This is a genomic window from Corynebacterium kalidii (assembly GCF_022869005.1).
Taxonomy (GTDB): Bacteria; Actinomycetota; Actinomycetes; order Mycobacteriales; family Mycobacteriaceae; genus Corynebacterium; species Corynebacterium kalidii.
The window spans coordinates 247,022-271,999 of the sequence record NZ_JALIEA010000017.1 but is presented as its reverse complement, the minus strand read 5'-3'; the positions used below and the strand labels follow the sequence as shown (position 1 = coordinate 271,999).

At 70.6% G+C, this 24,978-nt stretch carries 20 protein-coding genes; 2 read left to right on the top strand and 18 right to left on the bottom strand.

Going from position 1 to position 24,978, the window contains the following annotated elements; genetic code table 11:
- Positions 1-199: 199 nt before the first annotated feature.
- The 15 genes from MUN33_RS12030 to MUN33_RS11960 form a co-directional block, all read right to left on the bottom strand.
- Positions 200-3,856: a hypothetical protein gene (locus MUN33_RS12030; RefSeq protein WP_244805150.1), complete on the bottom strand. Its 3,657-nt coding sequence runs from the start codon at positions 3,854-3,856 to the stop codon at positions 200-202.
- A gap of 11 nt (positions 3,857-3,867) precedes the next feature.
- Positions 3,868-7,413 (bottom strand): chromosome segregation protein SMC, encoded by a 3,546-nt coding sequence (smc, locus tag MUN33_RS12025; RefSeq protein ID WP_244805148.1) that lies wholly within the window; start codon positions 7,411-7,413, stop codon positions 3,868-3,870.
- 16 nt (positions 7,414-7,429) lie between these two features.
- Positions 7,430-7,732 carry an acylphosphatase gene (locus MUN33_RS12020; RefSeq protein WP_244805144.1) on the bottom strand — a complete coding sequence of 101 codons (303 nt, stop codon included), beginning with the start codon at positions 7,730-7,732 and terminating at the stop codon, positions 7,430-7,432.
- 9 nt (positions 7,733-7,741) lie between these two features.
- Positions 7,742-9,220 carry an alanine/glycine:cation symporter family protein gene (locus MUN33_RS12015; RefSeq protein ID WP_244805143.1) on the bottom strand — a complete coding sequence of 493 codons (1,479 nt, stop codon included), beginning with the start codon at positions 9,218-9,220 and terminating at the stop codon, positions 7,742-7,744.
- Between the two features lie 307 nt (positions 9,221-9,527).
- Positions 9,528-10,361 (bottom strand): bifunctional DNA-formamidopyrimidine glycosylase/DNA-(apurinic or apyrimidinic site) lyase, encoded by an 834-nt coding sequence (gene mutM, locus MUN33_RS12010; RefSeq protein ID WP_244805142.1) that lies wholly within the window; start codon positions 10,359-10,361, stop codon positions 9,528-9,530.
- A 3-nt stretch (positions 10,362-10,364) separates the two neighbouring features.
- Positions 10,365-11,096, bottom strand: a complete 732-nt coding sequence (gene rnc, locus MUN33_RS12005; protein ID WP_244805140.1) for a ribonuclease III — start codon at positions 11,094-11,096, stop codon at positions 10,365-10,367.
- The gene (locus MUN33_RS12000; RefSeq protein ID WP_244805139.1) at positions 11,096-11,668 is read right to left on the bottom strand and encodes a YceD family protein; all 573 of its coding nucleotides are present in this window, start codon (positions 11,666-11,668) and stop codon (positions 11,096-11,098) included. The genes rnc and MUN33_RS12000 overlap by 1 nt, the downstream gene beginning before the upstream one ends.
- 37 nt (positions 11,669-11,705) lie before the next feature.
- Positions 11,706-12,512 carry a FliH/SctL family protein gene (locus MUN33_RS11995; protein WP_244805138.1) on the bottom strand — a complete coding sequence of 269 codons (807 nt, stop codon included), beginning with the start codon at positions 12,510-12,512 and terminating at the stop codon, positions 11,706-11,708.
- Between the two features lie 55 nt (positions 12,513-12,567).
- Positions 12,568-13,056: a pantetheine-phosphate adenylyltransferase gene (gene coaD, locus MUN33_RS11990; RefSeq protein WP_244805137.1), complete on the bottom strand. Its 489-nt coding sequence runs from the start codon at positions 13,054-13,056 to the stop codon at positions 12,568-12,570.
- A gap of 40 nt (positions 13,057-13,096) precedes the next feature.
- The gene (locus MUN33_RS11985) at positions 13,097-13,675 is read right to left on the bottom strand and encodes an RsmD family RNA methyltransferase (RefSeq protein WP_244805136.1); all 579 of its coding nucleotides are present in this window, start codon (positions 13,673-13,675) and stop codon (positions 13,097-13,099) included.
- A gap of 6 nt (positions 13,676-13,681) precedes the next feature.
- Entirely contained in the window at positions 13,682-13,894 is a 213-nt protein-coding gene (locus MUN33_RS11980) for an acyl-CoA carboxylase biotin carboxyl carrier protein subunit (RefSeq protein WP_244805135.1), read from the bottom strand.
- A 22-nt stretch (positions 13,895-13,916) separates the two neighbouring features.
- On the bottom strand, positions 13,917-16,184 hold the full coding sequence (locus tag MUN33_RS11975; RefSeq protein WP_244805134.1) for an ATP-dependent DNA helicase RecG: 2,268 nt from the start codon (positions 16,182-16,184) through the stop codon (positions 13,917-13,919).
- Positions 16,185-17,786, bottom strand: coding sequence for a DAK2 domain-containing protein (locus tag MUN33_RS11970; RefSeq protein WP_244805133.1), 1,602 nt, complete (start codon positions 17,784-17,786; stop codon positions 16,185-16,187).
- Positions 17,780-18,511, bottom strand: a complete 732-nt coding sequence (locus MUN33_RS11965; RefSeq protein WP_439647864.1) for a uracil-DNA glycosylase — start codon at positions 18,509-18,511, stop codon at positions 17,780-17,782. The genes MUN33_RS11970 and MUN33_RS11965 overlap by 7 nt, the downstream gene beginning before the upstream one ends.
- Complete coding sequence (locus MUN33_RS11960; protein WP_244805130.1) at positions 18,498-19,481, bottom strand: thiamine-phosphate kinase; 984 nt, start codon at positions 19,479-19,481, stop codon at positions 18,498-18,500. Before MUN33_RS11960 ends, MUN33_RS11965 begins: the two co-directional genes overlap by 14 nt.
- Positions 19,482-19,584: 103 nt before the next feature.
- Between MUN33_RS11960 and MUN33_RS11955 the strand changes: the two genes are divergently transcribed.
- On the top strand, positions 19,585-20,577 hold the full coding sequence (locus MUN33_RS11955) for a DUF3515 domain-containing protein (RefSeq protein ID WP_244805129.1): 993 nt from the start codon (positions 19,585-19,587) through the stop codon (positions 20,575-20,577).
- A gap of 46 nt (positions 20,578-20,623) precedes the next feature.
- On the opposite strand, the gene MUN33_RS11950 is transcribed toward MUN33_RS11955, so the two are convergent.
- Both MUN33_RS11950 and MUN33_RS11945 read right to left on the bottom strand, forming a co-directional pair.
- Positions 20,624-21,739, bottom strand: coding sequence for a D-alanine--D-alanine ligase family protein (locus MUN33_RS11950; protein ID WP_369414965.1), 1,116 nt, complete (start codon positions 21,737-21,739; stop codon positions 20,624-20,626).
- A gap of 47 nt (positions 21,740-21,786) precedes the next feature.
- Positions 21,787-22,842, bottom strand: a complete 1,056-nt coding sequence (locus tag MUN33_RS11945; protein ID WP_244805128.1) for an NAD(P)H-dependent glycerol-3-phosphate dehydrogenase — start codon at positions 22,840-22,842, stop codon at positions 21,787-21,789.
- Between the two features lie 198 nt (positions 22,843-23,040).
- On the opposite strand from MUN33_RS11945, the gene MUN33_RS11940 reads away from it, so the two are divergent.
- On the top strand, positions 23,041-24,105 hold the full coding sequence (locus MUN33_RS11940) for an NUDIX hydrolase (protein ID WP_244805127.1): 1,065 nt from the start codon (positions 23,041-23,043) through the stop codon (positions 24,103-24,105).
- Here the strand turns inward: MUN33_RS11940 and MUN33_RS11935 are convergent.
- The gene (locus MUN33_RS11935) at positions 24,075-24,971 is read right to left on the bottom strand and encodes a VOC family protein (RefSeq protein ID WP_244805126.1); all 897 of its coding nucleotides are present in this window, start codon (positions 24,969-24,971) and stop codon (positions 24,075-24,077) included. The genes MUN33_RS11940 and MUN33_RS11935 overlap by 31 nt on opposite strands.
- Positions 24,972-24,978 lie beyond the last annotated feature (7 nt).

Here is a 24,978-nt window from a genome sequence, read left to right as displayed (position 1 = left end):
GGCGGCGATTTCTTCACCGCACCGCCCGTCGACATCCCCACCGGCCCAGGCGGCCTGACCGCCCCGACGCTCCCGGACCCGCGGACCACGGGGAGCCCTTGAGCCCTCCGGTCACCACGGGGGACGAAAAATGACCTGAGCACTCACGGCGCCGACACCGTGAGGGCTCAGGTCATCCCGGAGATACCGTCGTGACCGGCTAGTCGCTGACGATCGAGTCGATCACCGTCTCGGCACCGTCGGCCCCGACCTCCTCAACCTCCTCAACCTCGTCGACCTCGTCCGGTCCGTAGACGCCGAGCACCATCGCGTCAGCGGCCACGAGGTCGCCGGTGACCAGGTCCGGGACGATGCGGGCGATCTCCGCCCAACCCGGGTAGGCCGACGAGAGCTGGCCGGTGGACCCCAACCGCCCGTGGGCGTGCATCCGGGCGGCGATCGCCAGGATCATGCTGATCACCGGGGTCAGCGCCCACCGGTTGTCCGGGTTGTCGGTGTCGACGTTGTCGAGCTTGTCGAAACGCACCCGGGCGGAGGTGTAGAGCTGCCGGTTGTTCTGGCGGATCCGACGCAGCAGCGCCAGGGCCACACGCAGCAGACCGGGGTCGGCGAGCACCTGGCCGAGCTCCTCCCGGTGCCGGAAGGTCTCGAAGACGGCGATCAACCGCGAGTTCTCCTCCGACAGGGCGCCCGGGACCACCTGGGACCCGGCGAAGAAGGTGCTCAGCACCGCCTCCTGCTGCTCCGGCGATAGCTGGGCGATCTGCACGGTCGTGGCGTCGATGCAGCTGGTCTCCAGGGTGGCGTCGCGTCCGGTCTCCACGGTCTGCGACAGCGGGGCACCGCCGATGGAGGACAGTCGGCGTCCGATCTCGCGGCGCGCGGCGGTGTCATCGTCGTCCGTGGCGGCGAGCTCTCCGAGGATCTCCAGTGCGGCGATCCAGGCCACACCCGGCCGCGGGTCCGGGCTGGTCGAACGCAGCGACGCGTGGACCAGACCGGACAGGATGAACTGGGCGGGCCGGTCCGTGGACGGCACCAGCGAACGCGACATCGCCCGCAGCGCCTCGCGCGGGTGGCGTGCCAGTGCGGCGTGCATCGCAGCGCTCGCGTCGGCCGTGGCCTCGCCGGTCAACCAGCCGGCGAGGACGTCCCACAGGACGGTGAGGACGTCGGTGTCCTCCGGCAGTTCATCGGACGCGCCGGCGAGGTAGGCCGCCAGCTGCGTCCACGGGCCGCCGTCGTCGGGTCGTGCGTGCCCCGGGGCGTCGACGCGCAGGGCGCCGGGCCCGGGTGAGGCGGCCGGGTGCAGCGGGCTGAACCGGTCGACGTTGTGGAACTGGACGCTCAGGGGGCCGGCGTCGGTGAACTCCGACGGCAGTTCGGCGACGCCGCCGGTGAAGGACAGGACCCGGGCCGACATCCACGGGGCGGTCAACGGCCACACCCAGGCCGGCGAGTCGGCCCGCGGTTCCACCGTAAGTGTGGCGGGTGCCCCGGCGGCGGGCGCGGCGTAGGTCAGGGTGCGCTTCTCCGCCGGGCGCATGGTGACCAGACGCACGCTGTGGCTGCGCCCGTCGGCGATGAACTCGAGTTCACACGACCCCTCGGTCAGCTGCGGCAGCGACGCCTTCACCGAGGACAGCGACACCGACCAGGTCACCTGGTCGACCGTGCCCAGGCGCAGGGTACGGACCGGGGCGCCGTGCCGGTCGCGGATGACCAGACGCGGGGACTCGACCGGCAGACCCGGACGGATACGGAACCGTGCGGCGGAGTTGATCTCCACGGCAGGGGCGGTGAGCGCCTCGGTCCGCCACATCGGGTCCTCCCCGACCAGAGGCAGCTGAAAGCGCAGCCGCGGCGGCTCCACCACCAGCGGCAGTGCGTCGCCGGCGTCGGTCTCCGCGATGACCTGGACGGACTTCTCCTCGGCGGTGATCTCCACCGACTTGGGAATGAACAGTTCCTTCGCCCCGGGGAACAGCGACACGGTCACCGGGGTCAGGCCGGCGGCCAGGCCGAGCCGCGGGCTCGCGGGGGCCTCGATGTCGAGACCCTCGACGATGGCGAACTCGTGACGGAAGGACTCGTTGCGGGGTCCCCGTAGGCGGACGAGGTACTCGCCCACCCACGGGGTCTCGTAGGCCTCCGGGTCGAAGACGTCGAACATCCCGCCCTCGGCCGGGACCTCGAGCGGCTCTTCCTCGGTGACCTCCTCACCGGTCTCGTCGGGTCCCGCCCAGGAGCTCACCGACAGGAACCAGATCTCCGGTGCACCCGACACCGTCGGCGGGAACACCGCCTGCAGGCTCGAGGAGTGCACCGGCAACCCGCCGAGCGTACGGATCGAGGGCAGCACGTCCTCTGGCTCGCGGAACCACACGCGCTGCCGGGCGTCGACGCACCGCACCGTCCCCATCGGCGGGCGTGCCACCCCGGGACGGTCGACGTGGAGGGCCGTGGCCTCCGACAGGTCCAGGTCGCGGATGACCCAGCCGTCCCACGCCTTGACCTGCCACTCCCCCAGGACCGGCAGCGGGCGGTCGGCGACCGGGTCCACGGCCGTGGAGTCCGTCGGGCACACCACGAGCACGCGGGAGTGGTGCAGGGACACCCGGTCGGTCAGTTCCTTGCCGCGGCGGGTGAAGACCATGACCGGGTCGGCCTCGTCGACGACGGGCAGCACCCAGGATTCCCCGTGGGTCAGGTCACGGACGCCGATCTCACGCACCGGACGGCGCACCGGGAGGTCCAGGATCCCGGTGACCGGGCGGCCCGGGGCATCGGACCGACGGGTACGGAAGCCCGCGGGCCGGCCGTCGACGTCGATGTGCCAGCGGACCTCGCCGGACGCGTTGTCGCTGACGGTGGCACCGTCGACGCCACCGTCGCCGGCACCGTTGACGCCGCCGTCGCTGTCCCCGGTACCGCGGACGGTCTCCAGGGGCTGTTCGGGCAGACGCAGCACGACGCGCTGGCGGGCGAGGTCGATCGCCAGGCGCGGCCGGTCCTCGCGGGTGCCCACGCCCACGCGGTGGCGTCGTGCGGTCGTCCCGGCGGGCCGCTCGCGGAGTTCCTCGATGACGTCCTCGAGCACCAGGGGCACCACGCGCGCCTCCTCGCCGGCGTCGGCGAGGGTGTTGACCCAGTGGTCCGGGTGTTCGGCGGCGAGCTGGACGACCCGGACCACCGGGGCGATCAGCCGGACGGCGAGCTCCGGCAGGGCCGCGCACAACGGTCCCGCCTGGAGCGACTCCTCGGCGAGGACCGCCACCACGGCGGCCGCCTCCTCGGCGGGGGTCTCCAGGGTCTCGCCGGCGAGCCGGCGGGTGTCGATGAGCTCGATGAGCTCCGGGACCCAGTCGGTGGCGATGCCGACATGGGCGAAGAGGCGGCCCTTGTCGCCGTCGGACCCTGCGGCCGCGACGTCGATCGGGTCCAGACCCGCACGGGTGAGGATCTCGGCGTAGTCGATCAGCGCGACCCGCGACTCGGTCGGTTCGAGGCCCAGGCCGGACCAGAACTCGGACTCGAGTTCACCGACGACGTTGAGCCGCGCCGCACGGAAGATCAGGGTGGTCGCGGTCAGTGCCGGGCAGGTGCGCAGCAGGGCGTCCTCGTCGGCGCCGGCGCGGATCTGCCGGGAGAGGAACTCCCCGAAGAAGGTCGTGATGCGTTCCAGTTCGTCCCCGGTGATGTCGAGGTCGACGAAGACGGCGGGGTCACCGTCCAGTTCGCCCAGGCGGCGTGCGAACTCGATCTCCGTGCTGGACGCCCAGGCGAGGAGGTTGTCGGACAGATCGGCGATGGGTCCCTGTGTGGGGCTCTGTGCGGGGCTCGAGGTGTTGCTCACATCGAGTCATTCTAGGTGGGGTCGGCGGCCTCGGCTGGCTTGGGGGCCATGCGTTGGGAGATGACCCTGGTGACGCCGTCACCGCGCATCGTCACGCCGTACAGGACGTTGGCCACGTCCATGGTCGGCTTCTGGTGCGTGATGACGATGAGCTGGGAGTCTACGCGCAGTTCCTCGAACAGGGCGATGAGCCGGCGCAGGTTCACGTCGTCGAGCGCGGCCTCGACCTCGTCCATGACGTAGAAGGGGCTGGGACGGGCCCGGAAGATCGCGACGAGCAGCGCCAGTGCGGTCAGCGACTTCTCGCCGCCGGACAGCAGGGACAGCCGCTTGACCTTCTTGCCCGGTGGCCGGGCCTCGACCTCGATGCCGGTGGTGAGCATGTCGTCCGGGTCGGTCAGCACCAGTCTCCCGGCACCGCCGGGGAACAACGTGTTGAAGACCCGGGGGAACTCGTCCTCGACGTCGTTCCAGGCGTCGGTGAACAGTGCCAGGATGGTGTCGTCGACGTCCTTGACCACCCCTTCGAGGTCGGTGCGGGCCCTCTCGACGTCGTCGAGCTGGGTGGACAGGAAGCGGTAGCGCTCCTCGAGGGCGGCGTACTCCTCCAGTGCCAGCGGGTTGACCTTGCCGAGCGAACGGAGTGACTTCTCGGCCGCCTTGAGTTCACGGGCGGCCTCGTCACGGTCGAAGTCGTCGCCGGGGGCCTCGGCGAGCAGTTGGGCGGCGTTCATGCCGAGCTGGTCCATGGCCTGCTCCAGGGCCTGTTCGATGCGGAGCTGCGCCTGGCTGCGGGCGATCTCGGCGGTGTGGGCGGTGTTGGTGAGGTGGTTGAGCCGCAGGGTCAGGGTGTTGACCTTGTCCTTGCGTTCGTTCAGTGCCGCCTGCCATTGGCGGTGGGCCTCGTCGGTGCGCGCACGGGTGTCCTCGGCGCGCTGCAGGGCGTCACGGATCCGCAGGTCCACCCGACGGGCCTGGTCGGCGACGACGCCGGCGCGTTCGCGGGCGGCACGGCGCTTCGCCGCCGCACGGTTGAACTGCTCCCGGGCCGCGGTCTCCTGGCGTGCCTGGCGCCGCAGGCCGTCCGCACGGCCCCGGTGGTTGCCGGCACGTTCCTCGGCGGTGCGCAGGGCCAGCCGCGCCTCCATCTCCATGGCGCGGGCCTGGGCCAGTGCCTGGGAGGTCGCGTCACGTTCGGCGGTGGACGGTTCGTCGGGGCCGCCGGTGCCACCGGGGCCACCGTCCGTACCGTTCCCGCCGTCGGCGTCGAGTCGGGCGAGACGGTCGGCGATCTCGTCGGCCTCGGCCGCGAGTGCGTCGCGCCGTTTCTCCGCCTCGTCGCGTTGGGCGACGGCCTTGTCGAGGAGCCGCCGGGCCTGGCCGGCGGTACGTTCGGCGGCCTCGACGCGCTGCCGCGCGGCGGTCAGCCGGGTGCGGTGGTCACGGACGGCGGCAGTGGCCCCTGCCGCGGAGGTGCGCAGCTCCTCCGCCGCCTGTTCGGCGCCACTGAGCGTGGCCTGCAGGTCCGCCAGTTCCGCGGTGCGGGCGCCGATGTCCGCGGTGGCCTGGTCGATACGGGCGGCGAGCTCGACGGGGTTGGTTCCGCCGGATCCGGCGGCGACCCATCCCGCCCCGACGACGACGCCGGCCGGGGTGACGGCACGCAGCCGCTGGTCGGCGGAGACGACACGGCGTCCTTCGGCGACATCGGCGACGGTGACCACGTCGACGAGCAGTGCGGTGACGGCCGGCACGACGGGCCCGGCGATGTCGACGTGGTCGAGCAGCCAGTCGGCCGACGGGCCGTCGCCGCTGTCCAGGCGCCAGGACTCCCCTGTGGCCCCCGCGCCGTCACCGGCCAGCAGCACGGTCCGTCCCTCGGCGGCCTCGACGAGGGCGTCGACCAGTGAGTCGATCGAATCGGTGTCACCCCCGGCGAGCCCGGTGGGCAGCACAGCGGCGACCGCCTTCTCCCAGCCGTCACGGACGGTGAGCAGTTCGGCGAGGGGACGCAGCGGGTCCAGCCCGGTGTCCTCGGCGGCACGCACGGCGACCGCCGCACCGTCCGACGGGCGCAACCGGTCCCGCCAGGCCTCCACCGAGGCTTCCAGGGAGGCGACGGTGCGCTCCAGGTCGCGTTCCGCGGCCCGGAGTTCGGCGACCCGGCGTTCGGCGACGGTGGATTCCTCGGCGGCACGGGCGGCGGCGTCCTCCAGACCGGAACCCTGGTTCTGCAGTTCGGACAGTGCGTCGGCGGCGTCCGCCTCCTCGGTGCCGGTGGTGGCCTCCAGTGCCTCCCGTTGCTCCTCCACGGACTGCTGCAGCCGGGCGATCTCCTGGTCCGCAGCGGCGCGCCGTTGCTCGGTCGACTCCTGTTGCGCCAGCAGCCGCACGATCCCCTCACGACGGTCGGCGATGGCCCGGACCTGGGCCAGGTGTTCCTGCTCCGCCTCGCGCGCGGCTTCGTCCCGGGCGGCGACGTCGTCACGGATGTTCTCCAGACGTTCGGTGGCGACCTCCACCTCCTCGTCGAGCAGCGCCTGCTCCTCCTCCGCCTGTTCGGCACGGGCGATGAGTTCGTCGGGGTCCTGCCCGGTCCAGGTGCTGTCCGCACCGGAGTCCTCGGCCCGGTCGGCGGCGATCCGCAGGGTCGCGGCGTTCTTCTCGGCGATGGTGGACAGCCGGAACCACAGCGACTTCGCCGCCTCCGCCTCCTCCAGCGCGGTGCGCAGTTCCTCCTCGGTGACCGCCAGTTCACCGGTGTGTTCCTCCAGGGCCGCCTTCAGCCCGGCGATGTCGGACTCCAGGACCTTCGCCTGGGCGTCGGCGTCGTTGAGCTCGTCGGACAGCCGGCGGACCTTGTCCGCGGTGAGCAGGAGGCGGTTGGAGCGGATTGTGGCCTGGACCTGTTCAGCGCGCTGGGCGGCCTCGGCCTGGCGGGCCAGGGGTTTGAGCTGTTTGGCCAGTTCGTCGGTGAGGTCGTGCAGGCGGTCCAGGTTGCCCTGCATGGACACCAGCTTGCGCTGCGCCTTCTCCTTGCGCCGACGGTGCTTGAGGACGCCCGCGGCCTCCTCGATGTAGGCGCGGCGTTCCTCCGGACGGGACTCCAGGATCTGGGCCAGGCGCCCCTGGCCGACGATCACGTGCATCTCGCGGCCGATACCGGAGTCCGACAGCAGTTCCTGGATGTCCATCAACCGGGCCTTCGACCCGTTGACCTCGTACTCGCTGGCGCCGTCGCGGAACATCCGGCGGGTCACCGAGACCTCGGTGTAGTCGATGGGCAGGGCGCCGTCGGAGTTGTCGATCGTCAGCGTGACCTCCGCCCGGCCGAGCGCCTTACGCTCGCCGGCTCCGGCGAAGATGACGTCCTCCATCTTGCCGCCGCGCAGGGTCTTCGCCCCCTGCTCCCCCATCACCCAGGCCAATGCGTCGACGACGTTCGACTTCCCCGACCCGTTCGGTCCGACGACCGCGCAGATTCCCGGTTCGAGTTTCAGGGTCGTCGCCGACGCGAAGGACTTGAACCCCTTCAGGGTCAACGACTTGAGGTGCATGGGCGAGGATTTTACCTCAGCGGGTGTCGAACCCCGTGTAGTCGCCACGCGGCCCCGTCACCGAGTCGACGACATGGTCCACCCGTCCCGGGGTGTCCCCCGAACGCAACCACGCCAGCAGGGCCGCCGTGGCCGTCTCCGATCCCTCGGCGGTGACCAGCACCCGGCCGTCGGGGTAGTTCGACGCGAAGCCGACGCAGCCGAGCTCCAACGCCTTCGACCGGGTCGCCCACCGGAACCCGACGCCCTGGACGTGTCCGTGGACCCAGGCGGTCAGGCGGGTGGTCGGCGCGTCACCGCGCTGCGTGCTGCCGGTCATGGGGACAGTCTACCCGCGCAGGGTCTTCGCGGGCGTCGCGTCGAAGGAGTCGTCCTTGTCGTCCCAGCACTCGATGTTCTTCAGCTCAGGCAGCATGCTGCGCCGGAACACCGGGTCCAGCCCCTGCTTCTTCTGCTCGGTGTAGTTGCGCAGCAGCTTCAGGGCCACCGGGCACAGCGGGACGATGGCGCACAGGTTGACCACCACCATGATCGCGGTGAAGGTGTCGGCCAGTGCCCAGATGACGGGCAGGTTGACGATGGCGCCGAGGAAGACGCACACCACGACGAGCAGCCGGAAGCAGAACATCACCGCGGGGTTCTTCGTGAAGTACTCGACGTTGGACTGCGCGAGGTAGTAGTTGCCGATCACCGAGGAGAACGCCAGGAAGAACAGGATGAAGGTGACGGCGTGGACGCCCCAGTCGCCGACCTGGGACGCGACCGAGTCCTGGGTGAGGCTGGCGCCCTGGACCTCCGCGCCGAACTGGGGGTCGGACAACAGGATGATGAACGCCGTGACCGAGCAGACGACCAGCGTGTCGAAGTAGACGCCCAGGGTCTGGACGAGGCCCTGCTTGACCGGGTGGGATACCGCCGCGGTACCCGCCGCATTCGGCACCGAGCCCTGGCCGGCCTCGTTGGAGAACAGGCCGCGGCGCAGACCGTTCATGAACGCTGCACCGACGGCTGCACCGGCGACCTCACGGAAGCCCAGGGCGTGGCCGACGACCTGGGCGAACACACCCGGGATCTCGGACAGGTTCATCAGCACCACGACGAGTCCCAGCCCGATGTAGATCACGGCCATGAACGGGACGATCACCTGGGTCACCGAGGCGATGCGCTGCACGCCACCGAAGACGATGCCCGCGGTGAGTGCCGCGACCACCAGTCCGATGACGACCTTGAGGGACGTGCCGTCATTTCCCGCGGAACGGCCGACCGAATCCACGATGGAGTTGGTCTGCAGCGCGTTGTTGATGAAACCGAAGGTCAAGGTGATGACCACACCGAAGATGACCGCCAGGACGGGCTTGTTCAGCCCCCGGGTGATGTAGTACGCCGGCCCGCCGCGGTAGGCGTTGTTGGCGTAGTCGCGGGTCTTGTAGAGCTGGGCCAGCGTGGCCTCGACGAAGGCCGTCGCCCCACCGAGGATCGCGATGATCCACATCCAGAACACCGCACCCGGGCCACCGAGGGTGATGGCCACCGCGACGCCGGCGACGTTGCCCGTGCCCACGCGCGACGCCGCCGAGATGGTGAACGCCTTGAACGGCGAGATCCCCTTCTTCGACGCCACTTCCGGGTCGCGCCTGGTCATCTCGTCGTCCTCGTACGGCGCCTCGGCGACCGCGCCGAACATCTGCGGGAACAGCCGCAGTTGCACGAGGATCGTACGGACGCAGAAGTAGAGTCCGGCTCCGAGGAGGGCCCAGACGACGACGCTCCAGACGCCGTCATTCATGGAGGTGATGAAATCCGTCATTTTCCGGACGTTACTGCGCCGCAGGGAAATCTACGGCACCAACACGCTCCCGGGTGCCGCACATCACTTTGGACAGCTCAGCATGTTTCGGGCGTGTTTCCGGCCTCGGTGGTTGTCGCCACCGACGATGCCCGCCAATGCCCGCCAATGCCCGCCGATGCCCGTTGCTGCTTCGTCGCCGGAACCCGGCCTGTTGTCGGTTCCGGACCCACGAAACCAACAACAGGCCGGGCTACGACGGGACACACGGTCAGGGACACCACGCTGACCGCCGAGCCACCCCCACCCGGCGGCGACGGTCACACCGTCACCCTCGCCGCTGACACTCCGGGCAGAAGTGGCTCGACCTGTTCATCCACTGCTCGCGCACCATCGCCGTACCGCAGCGGTGGCACGGTTCCCCGTCGCGCCCGTAGGCGTTGAGTGACCGGGAGAAGTAGCCGGACGCACCGTTGACGTTCACGTAGAGGTCGTCGAAGGACGTACCCCCGGCCTCCAGGGCACGGGCCATCACCTCCTGTGCCGCGGCGAGGACGCGCAGGACGTCCTGCTGACGCATCGCACTGGCCTGCTTCCGCGGGTGGACCCCGGCGGCCCACAACGCCTCGTCGGCGTAGATGTTCCCGATCCCGGATACGACCGTCTGGTCGAGGAGCACCCGCTTGATCTCCGAGCGGCGCCGACGGATCGCCCGGGCCGTGGACACCGCGTCGAACCCCGCGTCCATCGGGTCGAGCGCGATATGCGGCACCGGGTCGGCCCCGGTGAGTTCCCACCGTCCGAAGGTCCGTTGGTCCACGAAGCTGAGTTCCAGGGTCTCACCGGACGCGGTGACCAGCTCCGAACGAATCCGCACATGCGGCGAGACCACCGTCCCGGGCGCCCCGAGCAGCATCTGCCCGGACATGCCCAGGTGGACCAGCAGGTTCCCCCGCTCCCCCAGCTCCAGCCACAGGTACTTCCCGCGACGACGCACCGCGGCCACCACGGCACCCCGCAGCCCGTCGACGACCGCCGCGGCACCGCCGTCCTGGCCACGGACGGCACGCGGGTGCAGCACCTCGGTGTGCCGGAACCGGGCACCCAGGATGTGCTCGGCGAGGCCGGCACGGACGACCTCGACCTCAGGGAGTTCGGGCACCGGTCAGCTCAGCGCCTTGTAGGCCTCGCGGGCCGCCTGGTGCTCGGCCTCCTTCTTCGTGTGGCCGACCCCCTTGCCACGCACGGTGTCGCCGATGGTCACCGTGGCGTGGAAGGTCTGGTCATGGGCCGGCCCCTCGGCCGCCGACGCGTACACCGGGTCGCCACCGATACGCAGGTCGCTGAGCTTCTCCAGCAACACCGTCTTCCAGTCCATCGTCAGCCCCGTGGACGGTGCGGTGGTGATGCGGTTCTCGAAGATGCGGAACACGACCTGCCGGGCGGTCTCGAAACCGTGGACGAGGTAGATCGCCCCGAGCATCGCCTCCACCGAGTCGGCGAGGATGGAGTGCTTGTCGTTGCCGCCGGTGAGCATCTCACCACGGCCGAGCAGGATGTAGTCACCCATGCCGAGCTCGCGGGCGACGTCGGCCAGGGCGTACATGTTGACCACACCGGCGCGCATCTTGGAGATGTCGGCCTCGGAGCGTTCCGGGAACTGCACGTAGAGCTGCTCCGCCACGCTGAGCCCGAGGACGGCGTCACCGAGGAACTCGAGCCGCTCGTTGTTGGGCAGGTTGCCGTTCTCGTTGGCGAAGGAACGGTGCGACAGCGCCAGCCGGAGCATGTCGTCCGGCAAGTCCACCCCCCACGCCTCGAGCAGCGGGGCGTGGTCGGTCTTCGAGTACGCGGCGTCGAGGGCCGCGGTGCCGGTGAGACGGCGCTTGCGTGCCATCAGCGGTCCTCCTCTGGCTCGGCCCCGTCGTTCCCCGTCTCCCCCATGTCCGGGAACTTGTCGGCCAGTGCCGCCCACCGCGGGTCCACGACCTCCTCCTCCCCGGAGACACCGTCCGGCGCCGGGGTGGCGTCGGAGCAGGTCTGGCCGTAGTCCTCGCACACCGGGTTGAACGGCAGGTTCAGCCCCGCCTCGTCGACGAGCAGCTGGGTGATGTCCACCCGGTCGTCCTCGACCATGTGCGGCTCCTCGCCTTCCTCGGCGTCGTCGCCGGAGATGAAGTCGGGGGTCGTGCCGAAGACGTCGCTGACGTGCAGGGAAACGTCCTCGCTGATCTCGCTGAGGCACCTGGAGCACTGGCCGGTGACCCGTGCGTGGGCGGTGGCGTCGACCAGCAGCGACTCGCCGAGGTTGGTGATGTCGGCCACGACCTCGACCGGGGCCCCCTCGGCCACGCCGAGCATCTCACCGCCCAGGCGGACGGTGGCAGCCCCGGCGGTCGTCACATGGTGGGGTGTGCCGACGGACACGAGCGGCTCACGGACATCAAGGAGGAAAGGATCGTTACTCACACCATGTTTCTACCCTTGACACCGGGGGTTGTGCGAATCAGTCGCGGTACCCGTCCCGGCGGTCCTCCCGGTAATCCTCACGGTAGTCGTCACGGTACTCACCGCGCGACTCCCGCCGTGCGGAGTCACGCCCGGCGCTGTCGCCGTGCCGGACGCCGGAGACCCCGGCCCCCTTGCGCAGCGCCGAGCGGTCCCGGGAGACGGTACGCAACGTCCCGGTGAGCGACTCCTCGAACTGGGCGAGGGTGGAGTCGACGTAGTGGTCGCACTCACGCCGCAGGCGGTCGGAGTCGGAGTGGGCGGACTCCACGATCCGCCGTGCCTCCTCCTCGGCCACCCGGACGACCTCGGACTCGCCGACCAGCCGCTGCTGCTCGGCGATACCCTCGTTGACCGACCGGTCGTAGGACTCGTTACCCGCGGTGACGAGGCGCTCGGCCTCGGACTCCGCACGCGAGATGGTCTGTTCGTATTCGGCCCGGGCGTCGGACACCAGACGGTCGGCCTCCGACTCGGCCCGTGCCACGGTGGAGTGGGCCCTCTCCTCGGCGTCGTTGACCATCTCGTCGGCCTGGCGCCGCGCCTCCTCGAGGATGCGGTCGCGCTGCGCCTCGGCGTCGCGGACCAGGGTGTCCGCCTCGTCCTCGGCGTTGGCGATGATGCCGTCGCGGTGGTCGAGGACGTCCTGGGCGTCGTCCATCTCCACCGGGATGGCGGTGCGTACCTCGTCCAGCAGGTCCTGGACCTCGCGGCGCGGGACCATGCAGTTGGACGTCATGGGAACGCCGTACGCCTGGTCAACCATGTTCTGGAGGTCATCGAGGCCCTGGAAAGTCTTGTACATGCGTCCCAGCATGCCAGAAATGGTGCAGACGGTACGGATGTGACACGCAGACGGCTCAGGCGCCGTACTTCGCGACGACCGCGGCGGCGACGTTCTCCGGCAGCAGGCCGTGGACGTCCCCGCCGTACTTCGCGACCTCCTTGCAGATCGTCGACGACACGTAGCCGAACTGCGGGTTCGTCAGCAGGAAGAAGGTCTCCACCCCCGACAGCCGCTGGTTCATCTGCGCCATCGGCAGTTCGTACTCGTAGTCGAGGGAACTGCGCAGCCCCTTGACCATCGCCGGGATGTCGTTGTCGGTGAGGTAGTCCACCAGCAGGCGGTCCCAGGTGTCGACCGTGATCCTGTCGGCCTCGGGTGCACCGCTGTCGTCGAGTGCCTCGCGGATCAGCGTCATGCGCTCCTCCGCGGTGAACAGGCCGGACTTGTTCGGGTTGTAGGTGACCAGGACGGTCACCTCGTCGAAATTCCGCGCGGCACGCGTGAAGATGTCGAGGTGACCGTTGGTGACGGGGTCGAAGGACCCGGGGCAGCAGACTCGCATGGGCCCGATCCTACCTGCCCGGTGTGTGCCTCCCGCCCGGTCAGTCCTGTGCCGGGGTTCCGCGCCAGATGGCCATGTCCATGCGGGCGATCCCGTAGGTCCGCTTCTTCAGCTTCTGGTTGGTCTTCTCGAAGCCTTCCGGCCAGGTGACCTCCGCGGAGTCGACGTGGCGTTCGACGACCACGACGGCGTCGGTGGTCAAGGTGGGCACCAGCGCGGCGACCATCTCGTCGACGGCCTCGTCGCTGAGCTCGTAGGGCGGGTCGGCCAGCACCATGGAGTACCGGGCCCGGGGTGCGGTGGCCAGGAAGCTGGAGGCCTTGGACTCGACGACGTGGACGTCCGGGTGGCCGACGACCTCGGCGTTCGCCCGGATCGTCTCGCAGGCACGGTGGTTGTCGTCGACGAGGGTGACCTCCCGTGCCCCGCGTGACCCCGCCTCGAGGCCGAGTGCGCCGGAGCCGGCGAAGAGGTCGAGGACGGTCTCGCCGTCGAAGCCGAACCGGACCTGCAGGGAGGAGAACAGGCCTTCCCGGGCCCGGTCGGAGGTCGGGCGGGTGACGTCGGCGGGTACCCGGAGTTTCCTACCGCGTGCGGTTCCGGAGATGATGCGTGTCACCGGAGATCAGGCCTCCCCGAGTTCGAGCAGCCGGTCGCCGCCGTCGACGTGGGTGAAGTCCTCCACGGCCCCGCGGTGCACCACACCGGGGCCGGGGGCGTTGACGGGGCTCTCGAGCTTGGTGGCTTCGACGACGGCGAGCCGGTCGCCGGTGGCGACGGTCTGGCCGTCCTCGACGGCGAATCTGACGATCCCGGCAAAGGGGGCGTGAATGTCCATGCACCGGAGTCTATCGCGTCGGTCAGCTGCGCTCGATGTACTCCTGGTCGCCTTCGGTGAAGTCCGCCACCAGTGCCCTGGCCAGGGCCTCGTCGTAGGCCACGAGGTCCTCGGCGTAGCGGCGTGCCTCGGCGACGATCTCGCCGTCGGTGGCCAGGTCGAGCAGTCGGGCACGCCGGACGCGTGCCCCGGACTGGTGTTCGCCGAGCACGTCGCCCTCGGTCCTGGTCTGCAGGTCCAGTTCGGCCAGGGCGAAGCCGTCGGTCGTCGCCGCGACGGCCTCCAGCCGGCGGTAGGACGCCGCGGCGGCGGGTGTCGTCTCGTCCGCCTCGGGGTTGATCATGGTGGTGAGGAAGCACAGGGAGGCGTCGGTGCCACGCCCGACCCGTCCGCGGAGCTGGTGGAGCTGGCTGACGCCGAAGTTCTCGGCGTCCATCACCACCATCACGGTGGCCTCCGGGATGTCGACGCCCACCTCGACGACGGTCGTCGACACCAGGACGTCGATCTCGCCGCGGGCGAGGTCCTCCATGACCTCGGACTTCTCCGCCATCCTGCCGTGCAGGCGTCCGATCCGCAGGCCCTGCAGCGGGCCGGCCTCCAGACGGTCGGCGACGTTGTCCACCCCGCCGAACCCCTCGATCCTCGGCACGACGACGAACACCCGGTGCCCGCCGGCGACCTGTTCACGGACCACGGCGAACAGCCGGTCGACCCAGGCCGGTTTCCACATCGGCACCACGTGGGACGAGACCTCGCCCCGTCCCACCGGGGAGGTGTCCAGGGTGCAGACCGACAGGTCACCGAACATCGTCATCGCCACGGTGCGCGGGATCGGGGTGGCGGTCATCACCAGCAGGTGCGGTGTACGGTCCACCGGGGACTCCTCGCGCAGCTTGTCACGCTGCCGGACACCGAAGCGGTGCTGCTCGTCGACGACGACGATGCCCAGGTCGTAGAACTCGACGGCGTCCTGGATCACCGCATGGGTGCCGACGACGATGTCGCTGGTGCCCGAGACGATGTCCAGCAGTGTGTCGCGTCGTTCGGAGACCGGTTGGGAGCCGGTGAGCAGCGACACCGTGACCCCGGTGCCGGCGAGCAGCCCCGTGAGGGTCTTGTGGTGCTGGGCGGCCAGGACCTCCGTGGGCGCCAGGAAGGCGCACTGGGCGCCGGAGTCGACCACGCGCAGCATCGACAACAGCGCCACGACGGTCTTCCCTGAGCCGACGTCGCCCTGGAGCAGCATGCTCATCGGCGTCGAGGTGCTCATCGAGGCCCCGATGGTGTCGAGGGCGGCCTGCTGGGCGTCGGTGAGCTCGTACGGCAGTGCCCTGGTCAGTGCCGCGTAACGGGAGTCGTCGACGACATCGACCACGGCGCGCCCCTGGCGGGCGGTGGTGTCGGCCCGCCGTAGTGCCATCACCACCTGCAGTGCGAGGGCCTCGTTGAAGGTCAGCCGGGCCCGGGCGGCGTCGGGCCCGTCCTCTGGCGGACGGTGGATGTCGTGGAGCGCGGTGGCGAAGTCGGCCAGGGGGACCCCGCCGACCTCGGGCCACGCCGGTGCGCCGGTGACCTCCGTCGGGACGGGCAGCATGTCCGACGGGCGGCCCATCGCCTCGAGGACGTGTCCGGTGACCGCCATGACCTCGGCGCCGGTGGTGCCGGTGCGGCGGGGGTAGGTCGGCAGCCAGGGTACCGACAGCAGTTCCTGGGCGGCGCGCATCCCGCCGGCGACCTCCACGATCGTCTCCAGGGGGCCGAAGGCGCCGAAGGCCGCCTCATAGGCCTCGCCCTGCAGTTGTTGCCCGTCGGGGCCGGGACCGGGGTGCAGCGTGATGTAGCTGGGGTTGCGCAGCTGCCATTCATCGCGGTAGAGCTTGAGCTTGCCGGAGAGCATCAGCTTCGCGCCCACGGTGATGAACGGTTGATGGCTGCGGGCCGCGCCGAAGAGCGCCGACGAGAAGTCCTCGCCGTTGACCCGGAAACGGAAGGCCAGGATCTCCCGCGGGCCTTTCCTGCCCCGGTTGTCCTGCAGCTGGACCCAGGTGACCTCGCCCAGACAGGTCAGCAGCTCCCCTTCGACGAGTGCGTCGGTCCAGGTCTCCCCGGGGACCGGGGTGGTCTCGTCGCCGGTCATCGCTCCGGTGCCGCTGGTGTGGACGTAGCCCGTCGGGAAGTTCATCAGCGCCTGGCCGAGCGTGGCCAGGCCTGGTTTACCGGCGAGCTTGCGGGCACGCTCCGGCGAGATGACCAGGCTCAGCGGCCGCGGATCGTCCCACCCGAGCATCTACTCCACCCCCACCTGTACCCGGGCGCCCAGTCCCGGGACGCGGTAGGAGTGCAATTCGACCGAGGGGTGCCGTTCCCGCAGCGACTCGACGGCCTCGGTGACCGGGTCGCCGTCCTGTCCGGCGCCGTCCTGCCCACCGCCGTCGTAGAGGACGGTGACCAGTTCCCCACCGGCGGCGAGGAGATCCTCGACCAGGTCCTCGACCAGGCCCCGGACCTCGTCGGGCGAGCCGTCGGTCTCCCGCCACCGCTGTGCCGACACCGCGTCGGCCATCTCCTCGGCGTTCTCGTCGAGGTCCGCGGTGGGGCTGTACACCGCCAGGGCCGCCAGGCCGCCGACGAAGGACTCGGTGTCGACCACGGTCGCCTCCCCCGTCGACGACGCCAGCCGCCGGAAGAGTTCGGTGGTGTCCTGGCCGTTGGTGAGCACGATGCACCCGGTGCCGCGTCGTTCGAACTCCGCGATGATCGTGCCGGTGTCCCCGGCAGTTGCCCCGGCGCCGGAGAACATCTCGCGCAGCCCGCCTTCCGGTGCCAGCGCCAGGACCGGCGCGGTCGGGGTGGACGGGGCGGGGGTCTCCGCCACGGGCAGGACCTCCAGTGCCAGGTCACTGACGGCACCGGTGCGGTAGGCCAGTTCGATCAGTGGCCCGCCCTCGGTGGTGTGCACGTGTACCCGCCAGCTGCCGTCGGCCTCCGCCGGGACGATGACGACGCTGTTGCCCCGGAGGTTGAGCTGTTCGCGCAGGTCGTCGAGCTGCTCCTCGCCTGCCCGGTAGGTGAACATCACCTCGATCTCGGCGGTGCAGTCGGTCTGCCGGGTGTCGACGGCCCTCTGGTCCGGACTGTCGGGGTCACCGGTACCGTCGGCCCTGGGAGCGCTGGCAGCGCTGTCGGTCCTGCTGTCTGCGGTGGTGCCGTCGGCCGTGCCGTCGCTGTCGGGGAACGGACGCTCGACCGCGTCGACCAGGGCGTCGAGGATCACCACGAGCCCGCGTCCACCGGCGTCGACGACACCGGCGGACGCCAGCTCCGGAAGCTGCGTGGTGGTGGCGGTCAGTGCCTCGACGGCGGCGTCCCGGGTGCTCCGGACGACCTCGCCGGCGGTGGGCGCCTCCCGGTCACCGGTGGGGTCCAGACTGTCCGAGGCCTGTTCTGCCGCGGCGTGCAGCACCGTGATGATCGTTCCCTCCACCGGGGTCGACACGGCACGACGCACCAGCGTCTCCGCCCGGTGCAGCATCCCGGGAAGCGCCGTGACCGGGAGTTCGTCCTGGTGTGAACCGGCGGCGGAATCCGCCAGCGCGCGCAGGAACTGACTCAGCACCAGCCCCGAGTTCCCGCGGGCCCCGGTGACCGCACCGGCCGCCAGCGACGAGGCGATGTCGGCGACGCTCGTCCCGGCCGCCACGGCCGACCGTGCGTCACCGTGGTCCCGGTACATCCGCGCGACCGCGGACTCCATCGTGGCGGTCATGTTCGAGCCGGTGTCGGAGTCCGGGATCGGGAAGACGTTGAGTTCGTTGATCTCGTCCTTGTGGCGTGCCAGCCCGGCGGCGGCCTGTTCCGCCCACAAGGCGACGTGCGCTCCGCTCAGCATCGCGGCTCCTCCCCACCGGCACCGTGCCCGCGGTCCTGGCCCGACAGGTCCCAGTCCACCGGCGCCGCGCCCTGCTCCTCGAGGAGTGCGTTGGCCCGGGTGAACGGCCGGGAGCCGAAGAACCCCCGGTAGGCCGACAGCGGCGACGGGTGGGGCGACTGGATGCACCGGTGCGGGCCGATGACCCCGGCGGTCTCCTGGGCCTGTTTCCCCCAGAGGATACCGACCACGGGCCGCTGTGCGAGGTGCTGCACGACCGCCCCGGTGATCTCCTCCCACCCCTGACCGCGGTGACTGTTCGTCGCGCCTTCACGGACGGTGAGCACGCGGTTGAGCAGCATCACCCCGGCATCGGTCCACGGTGACAGGTCCGCCGACTCCGGGCGTGGCAGACCCAGGTCGGACTCGTACTCGGTGTAGATGTTCACCAGCGACTTCGGCAGCGGACGCATCTGCGGCGTCGAGGCGAACGACAGTCCCACGGCATGGCCCGGAGTGGGGTACGGGTCCTGACCGAGGATCAGGACACGCGTCTCCCCCGCCGGGCGAGACAGGGCGCGGAAGATGTTCCCGGGGGCCGGCTGGACGGGCTCTCCGTCGACGATCCGGGCGGCGGTCCATTCGGCGGCGGCCTCGACCGCCGCGGCATCGAGTTCGGCGCGCCACGACGGATGGATCGTCGCGAGGATCCGTCCGGCGATGATGTCGGTCTCAGGCAAGGGAATCCCATCCCCCGGTGTAGATCGGCATGTGCCCGTCGACGGTGACCGCGGGGCCGTCGCCGGCACCTCGTACCGTCCCCAGCGTGCGGTACCCCGCGGGGACCTGGTGGGCCGTGGTGCCGATCAACGTGTGGTCCTCCCCGCCGGTGAGCACCCACTCCCACGGGTCCACACCGAGCATCTCGCCGGCGTAGTACAACTGGGCGTCCGGCGTCAGCGCGGTGCCGTCCAGGTCCAGGCGGACGCCGGACCGTGTCGCGAGCGAGGTCAGGTCACGCAGCAGACCGTCGGAGTTGTCCGTCATCGAGGATACCCCGGCGGCCCTGGCCACCGAACCGCGCCCCACCACCAGCTCCGGCGCGCAGTGACGGCGCACCAGGTCCTGCAGCACGGCGTCGTCCGGGACGGCCTCGCGGGAACCGAAGTAGCGCAGGACCGCCTCGCCGGCCGCCGAATGCCCGATCACACCGCTGGCGATCACCTCGTGCCCGGGCACCGCCCCGTCGATGGTCATGGCCGGGTCCGGGCCCGCGAGCACCCCCACCGCGGTCAACGACACCACCAGCTGCGTCGACGAGACGACGTCGCCGCCGACGAGCTCCACCGCCCACGGGGCGGCGCACTCCCCGACCCCCCGGGCGATCTCAGAGACGACACCGAGCTCCAGGTCCGCGGGCGCGGCCAACGACATCAGCACCGCCGTGGGCCGTCCCCCCATCGCCTGGATGTCCGCGAAGTTCTGGGTCACCGCCTTGGCACCGACCTCGAACGGCGTGGACCAGTCGAAGCGGAAATGCACGCCCTCGACCAGGACGTCCGTCGTCGCGAGGTGGCGGGAATTCGGCGGAGCAGGGTCCAGCACCGCCGCATCGTCACCGTTGGTCTCACTCGGGGCAGCCTCGCGAATCGCGGCGATCGTCGCCGCCTCTCCCGCCTGCGCCACGGTGAGCTTCCCTGGTGCCTTACCCGTCATCGGTCTCCTCGTACTCGTCACGCGCCGTGGCTGGCCGACAGCGAACCGGTACCACGCCCCCGTGGATCGGGACTTCCGCCCCGGGGGCCGTAGAATCATCCGCATGTCTTCACGGTCTAAGGTCACCGATCAGGGTAGCAGCACCACCGGACACGGAATCGTCCGACGCAGGGGAGCCGTCCTGGCACTCGTGATCGCGGTGGTCTTCGTCGTCTTCGTCCTCGTCGGGGCGAAGATCCTCGTGGACCGCAGCGTCTACACACCGGTCGCGATGGGCCCGGTCAGCGCGCCGGCCGGCGACAGCGGCACCTGCACCGACATCATCGGCGACCTGCCTGACCGTCTCGGCGACTACCGCGACGTCGGGGTCACCGACCCCGCACCCGAGGGGACGGCGGGTTACCGCGACAGCGGCGGGACCGAACTGGCACTCCGCTGCGGGGTGAACGCCCCGGGCCAGTACACCCGGCTCAGCTCCGTCGAGGAGGCCGGCGGCGAACAGTGGCTGCGGGTCACCGACGCCACCCCCGGTTCCGGACTGACGACCTGGTACTCCGTGGGCCACTCCCCCGTCGTCGCCGTGACCACCGAGGGGCGTCTGGACACCGCGGACCTCGCCGGCGTGGGCGAGGTCACCTCCCGCCACGGTGACGACGGCGACGCCCCGGCCCCGGGCCCCGCCCCCCTGGCGGACCTGCCCGCCCGGGGCGGTGACTCCTGCAACGCCGTGGAGGACGCCCTCCCCGACACACTCGGCGAATACCGGCGGGTCGACCCCGGCACACTCGACCCCGAGGCCGCCGCCGCGGTCGAGGGGTCGGCGGTGTGGGTCGCCGAGGGACGCGAGCCGGTCGTCCTGCGCTGCGGCGTGGGCCTCCCCGACAGCTACGAGGCCGGCGCCCAGCTCACCCAGGTCGACGACGTGCCCTGGTTCGAGGACACCGCGCTGGCCGAAGGGTCGACCGCAGGGGTCTGGTACTCGATGGGCTACGCCGACACCGTCGCGGTCTCGCTGCCGCTCGACGCCGGCAACAGCGTCCTCACCGCGGTCTCCGCCGCCATCGACGAGAACCTGGAACGCACCGCCGAGCGGTGACCGGCGCCGGCCGGCCGTGCCGGTCGTGCCGGCCGCTCCCGCCGTCCTACGCCGACAGTGCCTGCGCGATCAGGATGTCCAGCAGGTCGGGGTACTCCACCCCGCTGGCGGCGAACATCTTCGGGTACATGCTGATCGGGGTGAAGCCGGGCATCGTGTTCGGCTCGTTGAGCACCGGCCCGTCCGGGGTCACGAAGAAGTCGACCCGCGCCAGCCCGGAGCACCCCAACGCCCGGAACGTCTCCACGGCCAGACGCCGCACCTCGGCCACCTGCTCTTCCGGCAGCGGGGCCGGGATCTCGTAGGTGATGATGTCGTCCAGGTACTTCGTGTCGAAGCCGTAGAACCCCTCGGGCCCGTCCTCGGTCCCCTGCAGCATGGCCGGGTAGGACGCCTGGACCGTCCCGTCCGGGTACTGCAGCACACCGCACTCGACCTCGGGGCCGCGCAGCATCGCCTCCACCAGGACCTTGTCGTCAGCGGCCAGGGCCGTCTCCAGGGCGGCCGGGAAATCGTCCCAGTCGGTGACCTTGGAGATCCCGATGGACGAGCCACCACGCGCCGGCTTCACGAAGACCGGGAGCCCCAGGGACTCCTTCTCCTCCTCGGTGAGGACGCGCCTCTCGGTGACGATGACCTCGTCACCCACCGGGATCCCGGCGTGACGGGCGACGGCCTTGGTGTACTGCTTGTCCATGCACGTCGCCGAGGAGAAGACACCGTTGCCGACGTACGGGACATGGGCCAGCTCCAGCAGCCCCTGCACCGTACCGTCCTCGCCGTTGACACCGTGCAGGACCGGGAAGACGACGTCGACCTCGGCGTACAGCGAGCCGTCGCCGAACCGGAGCTGGCCACCGCGCCGTCCACCCATGTCGAAGTTCACGGCCCTGCCGCGGGCCACCTCGGGCAGTTCCCGGCCGTGGGCCCGCAACTGCTCGACGTCGGTGGTCCCCTTCACCCAGACCCCGTCACGGGTGATACCCACCGGCACGATGTCGTACCGCTCCGGGTCCAGGTGGGCCATTACTGCGCCGGCGGAGATACAGGACACGCTGTGTTCGGTGTTCTGACCTCCGTAGAGCACCGCCACAGTGGTACGGGTGGGTCCTGCGGTAGTGTCGCCGGCCGGGGTCGCGGAGGTATTCACGGGGAGATTCACGGGGTCCAAGTGTAGCGTTCACCGCCCCGGGCCGGTCACTGTCCCGGTCACTCGGCTTTCTTGGTGCGCCCCATCAGCGCCCGGATCGCGGTCTGCACGTCCCCGCCGTGGTGGCAGACCCGGACGACCTCACGGGTGATCGGCATCTCCACACCGTGGGCCTCGGCGAGCTCCGCGACGGACATACTGGAGATCACCCCCTCGGCGACCTGACCCTTCGTCGCCCCACTGGCCTGCTCCAGGGTCTCGCCCATACCCAGCCGCTCACCGAAGGTGCGGTTGCGTGACAGGGGCGAATTGCAGGTCGCCACCAGGTCCCCCATGCCCGCCAGCCCGGCCATGGAGCGCTCCTGCCCCCCGAGCGCCACCGTCAGCCGCGTGATCTCGGTGAGACCACGGGTGATCACCGTGGCGATCGTGTTGTGGCCCATCCCCATCCCCGCGGCCATGCCGCAGGCCAGGGCGATGACGTTCTTGCACGTGCCGCCCACCTCGCAGCCGATGACGTCGTCATTGGTGTAGGGACGGAAGTATCCGGTGGCCAGGGCGGACTGCACCAGTCGCGCCCGACGGTCGTCGGTGCAGGCCACCACGGACGCGGCCGGCTGCTGCTGGGCGACCTCCACGGCGAGGTTCGGCCCGGACAGGACGGCGACCCGGCCCGGGTCGACGCCGGCGACGTCCGCGATGACCTCGCTCATCCGCAGCCCCGTGGAATGCTCGATACCCTTCGCCAGACTGACCAGCGTCGCGTCTGGGGGGATCAGGTCACGCCACGCCTCGAGATTCGACCGCAACGACTGCGACGGCACACCCAGGAACACGACGTCCGCCCCGTCCAGCGCCGCGGCGGCGTCCGTGGTGGCGGTGACCGACGCGGGAAGGACCGCCCCCGGCAGGTACGTCGAGTTGCGGTGGTCCTCGTTGATCTCCGCGGCGATCTCGGCACGGCGGGCCCACAACGTCACCGAGGGGCACGCCGCCGGGTCCGCCGGCTCCACAGGGTCCGTGCCGCCGGACCGCACGCCGGCCTCGGTGTCTGCGCAGACCTTGGCCACCGTGGTCCCCCAGGAGCCAGACCCCATCACCGCTACCCGAACCATGCTTGTGTGCTCCTCTGTCTCGTCCGTGCCGGCGGTGCAGACCATGCCGGCCGTGCCAACTACTCCCTCCACGCCGCACACCGGTATTCTGGTGGCCGGAAAGAGTTCTGGCACTTCTGCTCCCCAACATTGAACCACGACGTACCCGGTCCGTGGTGACGGCTCGTCCGGACCGGTGCGCTCGGGAAGGCGTCACCCTTGATCAGCCACACCGGCACCGGAGACCTGTCCACCTCGCTGGCGTCGAGAAACCTCGACAAGCCTGCGTCGGAACCACCTGCCGGGGCGGACACCCCCCTCGGCCACGTCGCACGGATCGGAAGCACCCCCACCGACGAATTCGAACGTCCCGTCTTCGCCGCCGGCGCCGTGCTGTGGCGCCACACCGGCAGCCACGGGCCCGGCACCCCGGAGTCCGCGGACGGGATCGAGATCGCCGTGATCCACCGGCCCCACTACGACGACTGGTCGCTGCCGAAAGGCAAGGTCGACCCCGGCGAGAACATCGCCGCCGCCGCCACCCGCGAGATCGTCGAGGAAACGGGCTACACCCCGACCCTGGGCTGGCTGCTGGGCTACATCCACTACCCGCTGGGCACCCGGACCAAGGTCGTCTACTACTGGACCGCCGAGGTGACGGGCGGCAGCTTCCGGGACAACGACGAGGTCGACGAACTGCACTGGCTCTCCCCCACGGCCGCCAAGGCGAAAGTGACCTACGACGCCGACCGGGACGTCATCACCGCCGCCGAGGAGGTCCTCGACCTGGGTTGCACCCGGCGGGTCCTCTACGTCCGCCACGCCAAGGCCATGTCCCCGGACAACTGGGCGGAGTCGGACGACCTGCGACCGCTGACCAAGAAGGGCCGCCGTCAGGCCGACGCCCTGCCGTCCGTCCTGGAGGGGTACCGGCCGATGTCCGTGTCCACCGCTGCCCCTGAACGCTGCCGGGCCACGGTGGAGCCGACTGCCGGGGCCTTCGGCCTGGAGATCGAGACCGACGTCAACCTCGGGGACCCCGCCCTGCACCATTCCGCCCGCACCGTCATGGAGGCACTGGTCAAGGCCAGTTCCGCCCCCGTGAGCGTGGTGTGTTCCCAGGGTGACGTGATCCCCGCCGTCGTCTCGGGGCTGGCGCGGGACGCCGGCTTCGACATCGAGGACCTGCGCACCAAGAAGGGCAGTGTCTGGGTGCTGCACTTCGGCGCGGACGACACCCTGCTCGGCGCGGACTACCTCGCTTCGCCGCTCCCGGTGCGCTGAGCCACCACCGGTTCCCAGCACACCCCGAACCGGTCGGTACCCGAGCTGTCGAGGCCGAGTTCACGCCGCAGCATCTCCGCCTGCACCGGAGAGTCGCAGAGCACGCGGAAGGCCACGGCGTCGGTGAAGGTGAACGGCTGTTCCACGCCGGAGTCCATCGCGGTGATCCACATGCCCGCCAGCTGCGCGTCGGCGAACATCACCGACCCCTCGACCAGCGGCCCCTCCGCCTCCCGGTAGGCGACTGACGTCCCGGGCCGGGTGCGCCCGGTACCGCCGGCGACGACCTCGCCGAAGACACGCGTCCAGGTCTCGAGTGCCTCCCCCGCCTTGTTCTGGGCCGGACCACAGAACAGGAAGGACGGGAGCAGTGCCGGCCGGGGTTCCCCGGTGGGGTCGGTGAGCATGAGCTGCCAGCTGACGCCGAACTGGTCGAGCACCCAGCCGTACCGGGCACTGAAGGGGTACTCCCCCAGCGGCATGAGCACGGTGGCGCCGTCGGCGACGAGCCCGTCCCACACCGTGTCGAGGACGGCCCGGGCACGGGCGGAGGCGGCCCGGCGGTCGCCCTCACCGGCGTCCGCGGACCAGCCGAAGAACAGCGGGTCGATGTTCACCATGAAGTTCGTCGCCGGTGAGACCCCGGCCGCACCGGGGCTGTCGGCGGCGTCGGTGAGACGGAGGTTCAACCCGGCGACGGTGAGTTCCACACCGTCGTCGGGACCTGTGGTGCCTGCGGCCCCGAGTTCCAGGCCCGCCTCCTCGAACGGGCGGAAGACGTCCGTGTAGAAACGGGCGGCCCCGACCACGCCGTGGTCGCCGGTCTGCAGGCGGATACGCGGGATGATCTGCTGGTGACGGTCCATACCACCT

Bases quoted from the DNA above. Each gene is read 5' to 3' on its own strand.
- MUN33_RS11960 (WP_244805130.1), bottom strand. From the start codon at position 19,481: ATGACGGGTAAGGCACCAGGGAAGCTCACCGTGGCGCAGGCGGGAGAG.
- MUN33_RS11935 (WP_244805126.1), bottom strand. From the start codon at position 24,971: ATGGACCGTCACCAGCAGATCATCCCGCGTATCCGCCTGCAGACCGGC.
- MUN33_RS11955 (WP_244805129.1), top strand. From the start codon at position 19,585: ATGTCTTCACGGTCTAAGGTCACCGATCAGGGTAGCAGCACCACCGGA.
- MUN33_RS11995 (WP_244805138.1), bottom strand. From the start codon at position 12,512: ATGTACAAGACTTTCCAGGGCCTCGATGACCTCCAGAACATGGTTGAC.
- MUN33_RS12020 (WP_244805144.1), bottom strand. From the start codon at position 7,732: ATGACCGGCAGCACGCAGCGCGGTGACGCGCCGACCACCCGCCTGACC.
- MUN33_RS11980 (WP_244805135.1), bottom strand. From the start codon at position 13,894: ATGGACATTCACGCCCCCTTTGCCGGGATCGTCAGATTCGCCGTCGAG.
- MUN33_RS11945 (WP_244805128.1), bottom strand. From the start codon at position 22,842: ATGGTTCGGGTAGCGGTGATGGGGTCTGGCTCCTGGGGGACCACGGTG.
- MUN33_RS12015 (WP_244805143.1), bottom strand. From the start codon at position 9,220: ATGACGGATTTCATCACCTCCATGAATGACGGCGTCTGGAGCGTCGTC.
- coaD (WP_244805137.1), bottom strand. From the start codon at position 13,056: ATGCGAGTCTGCTGCCCCGGGTCCTTCGACCCCGTCACCAACGGTCAC.
- MUN33_RS11970 (WP_244805133.1), bottom strand. From the start codon at position 17,786: ATGCTGAGCGGAGCGCACGTCGCCTTGTGGGCGGAACAGGCCGCCGCC.
- MUN33_RS11975 (WP_244805134.1), bottom strand. From the start codon at position 16,184: ATGCTCGGGTGGGACGATCCGCGGCCGCTGAGCCTGGTCATCTCGCCG.
- rnc (WP_244805140.1), bottom strand. From the start codon at position 11,096: ATGGCACGCAAGCGCCGTCTCACCGGCACCGCGGCCCTCGACGCCGCG.
- smc (WP_244805148.1), bottom strand. From the start codon at position 7,413: ATGCACCTCAAGTCGTTGACCCTGAAGGGGTTCAAGTCCTTCGCGTCG.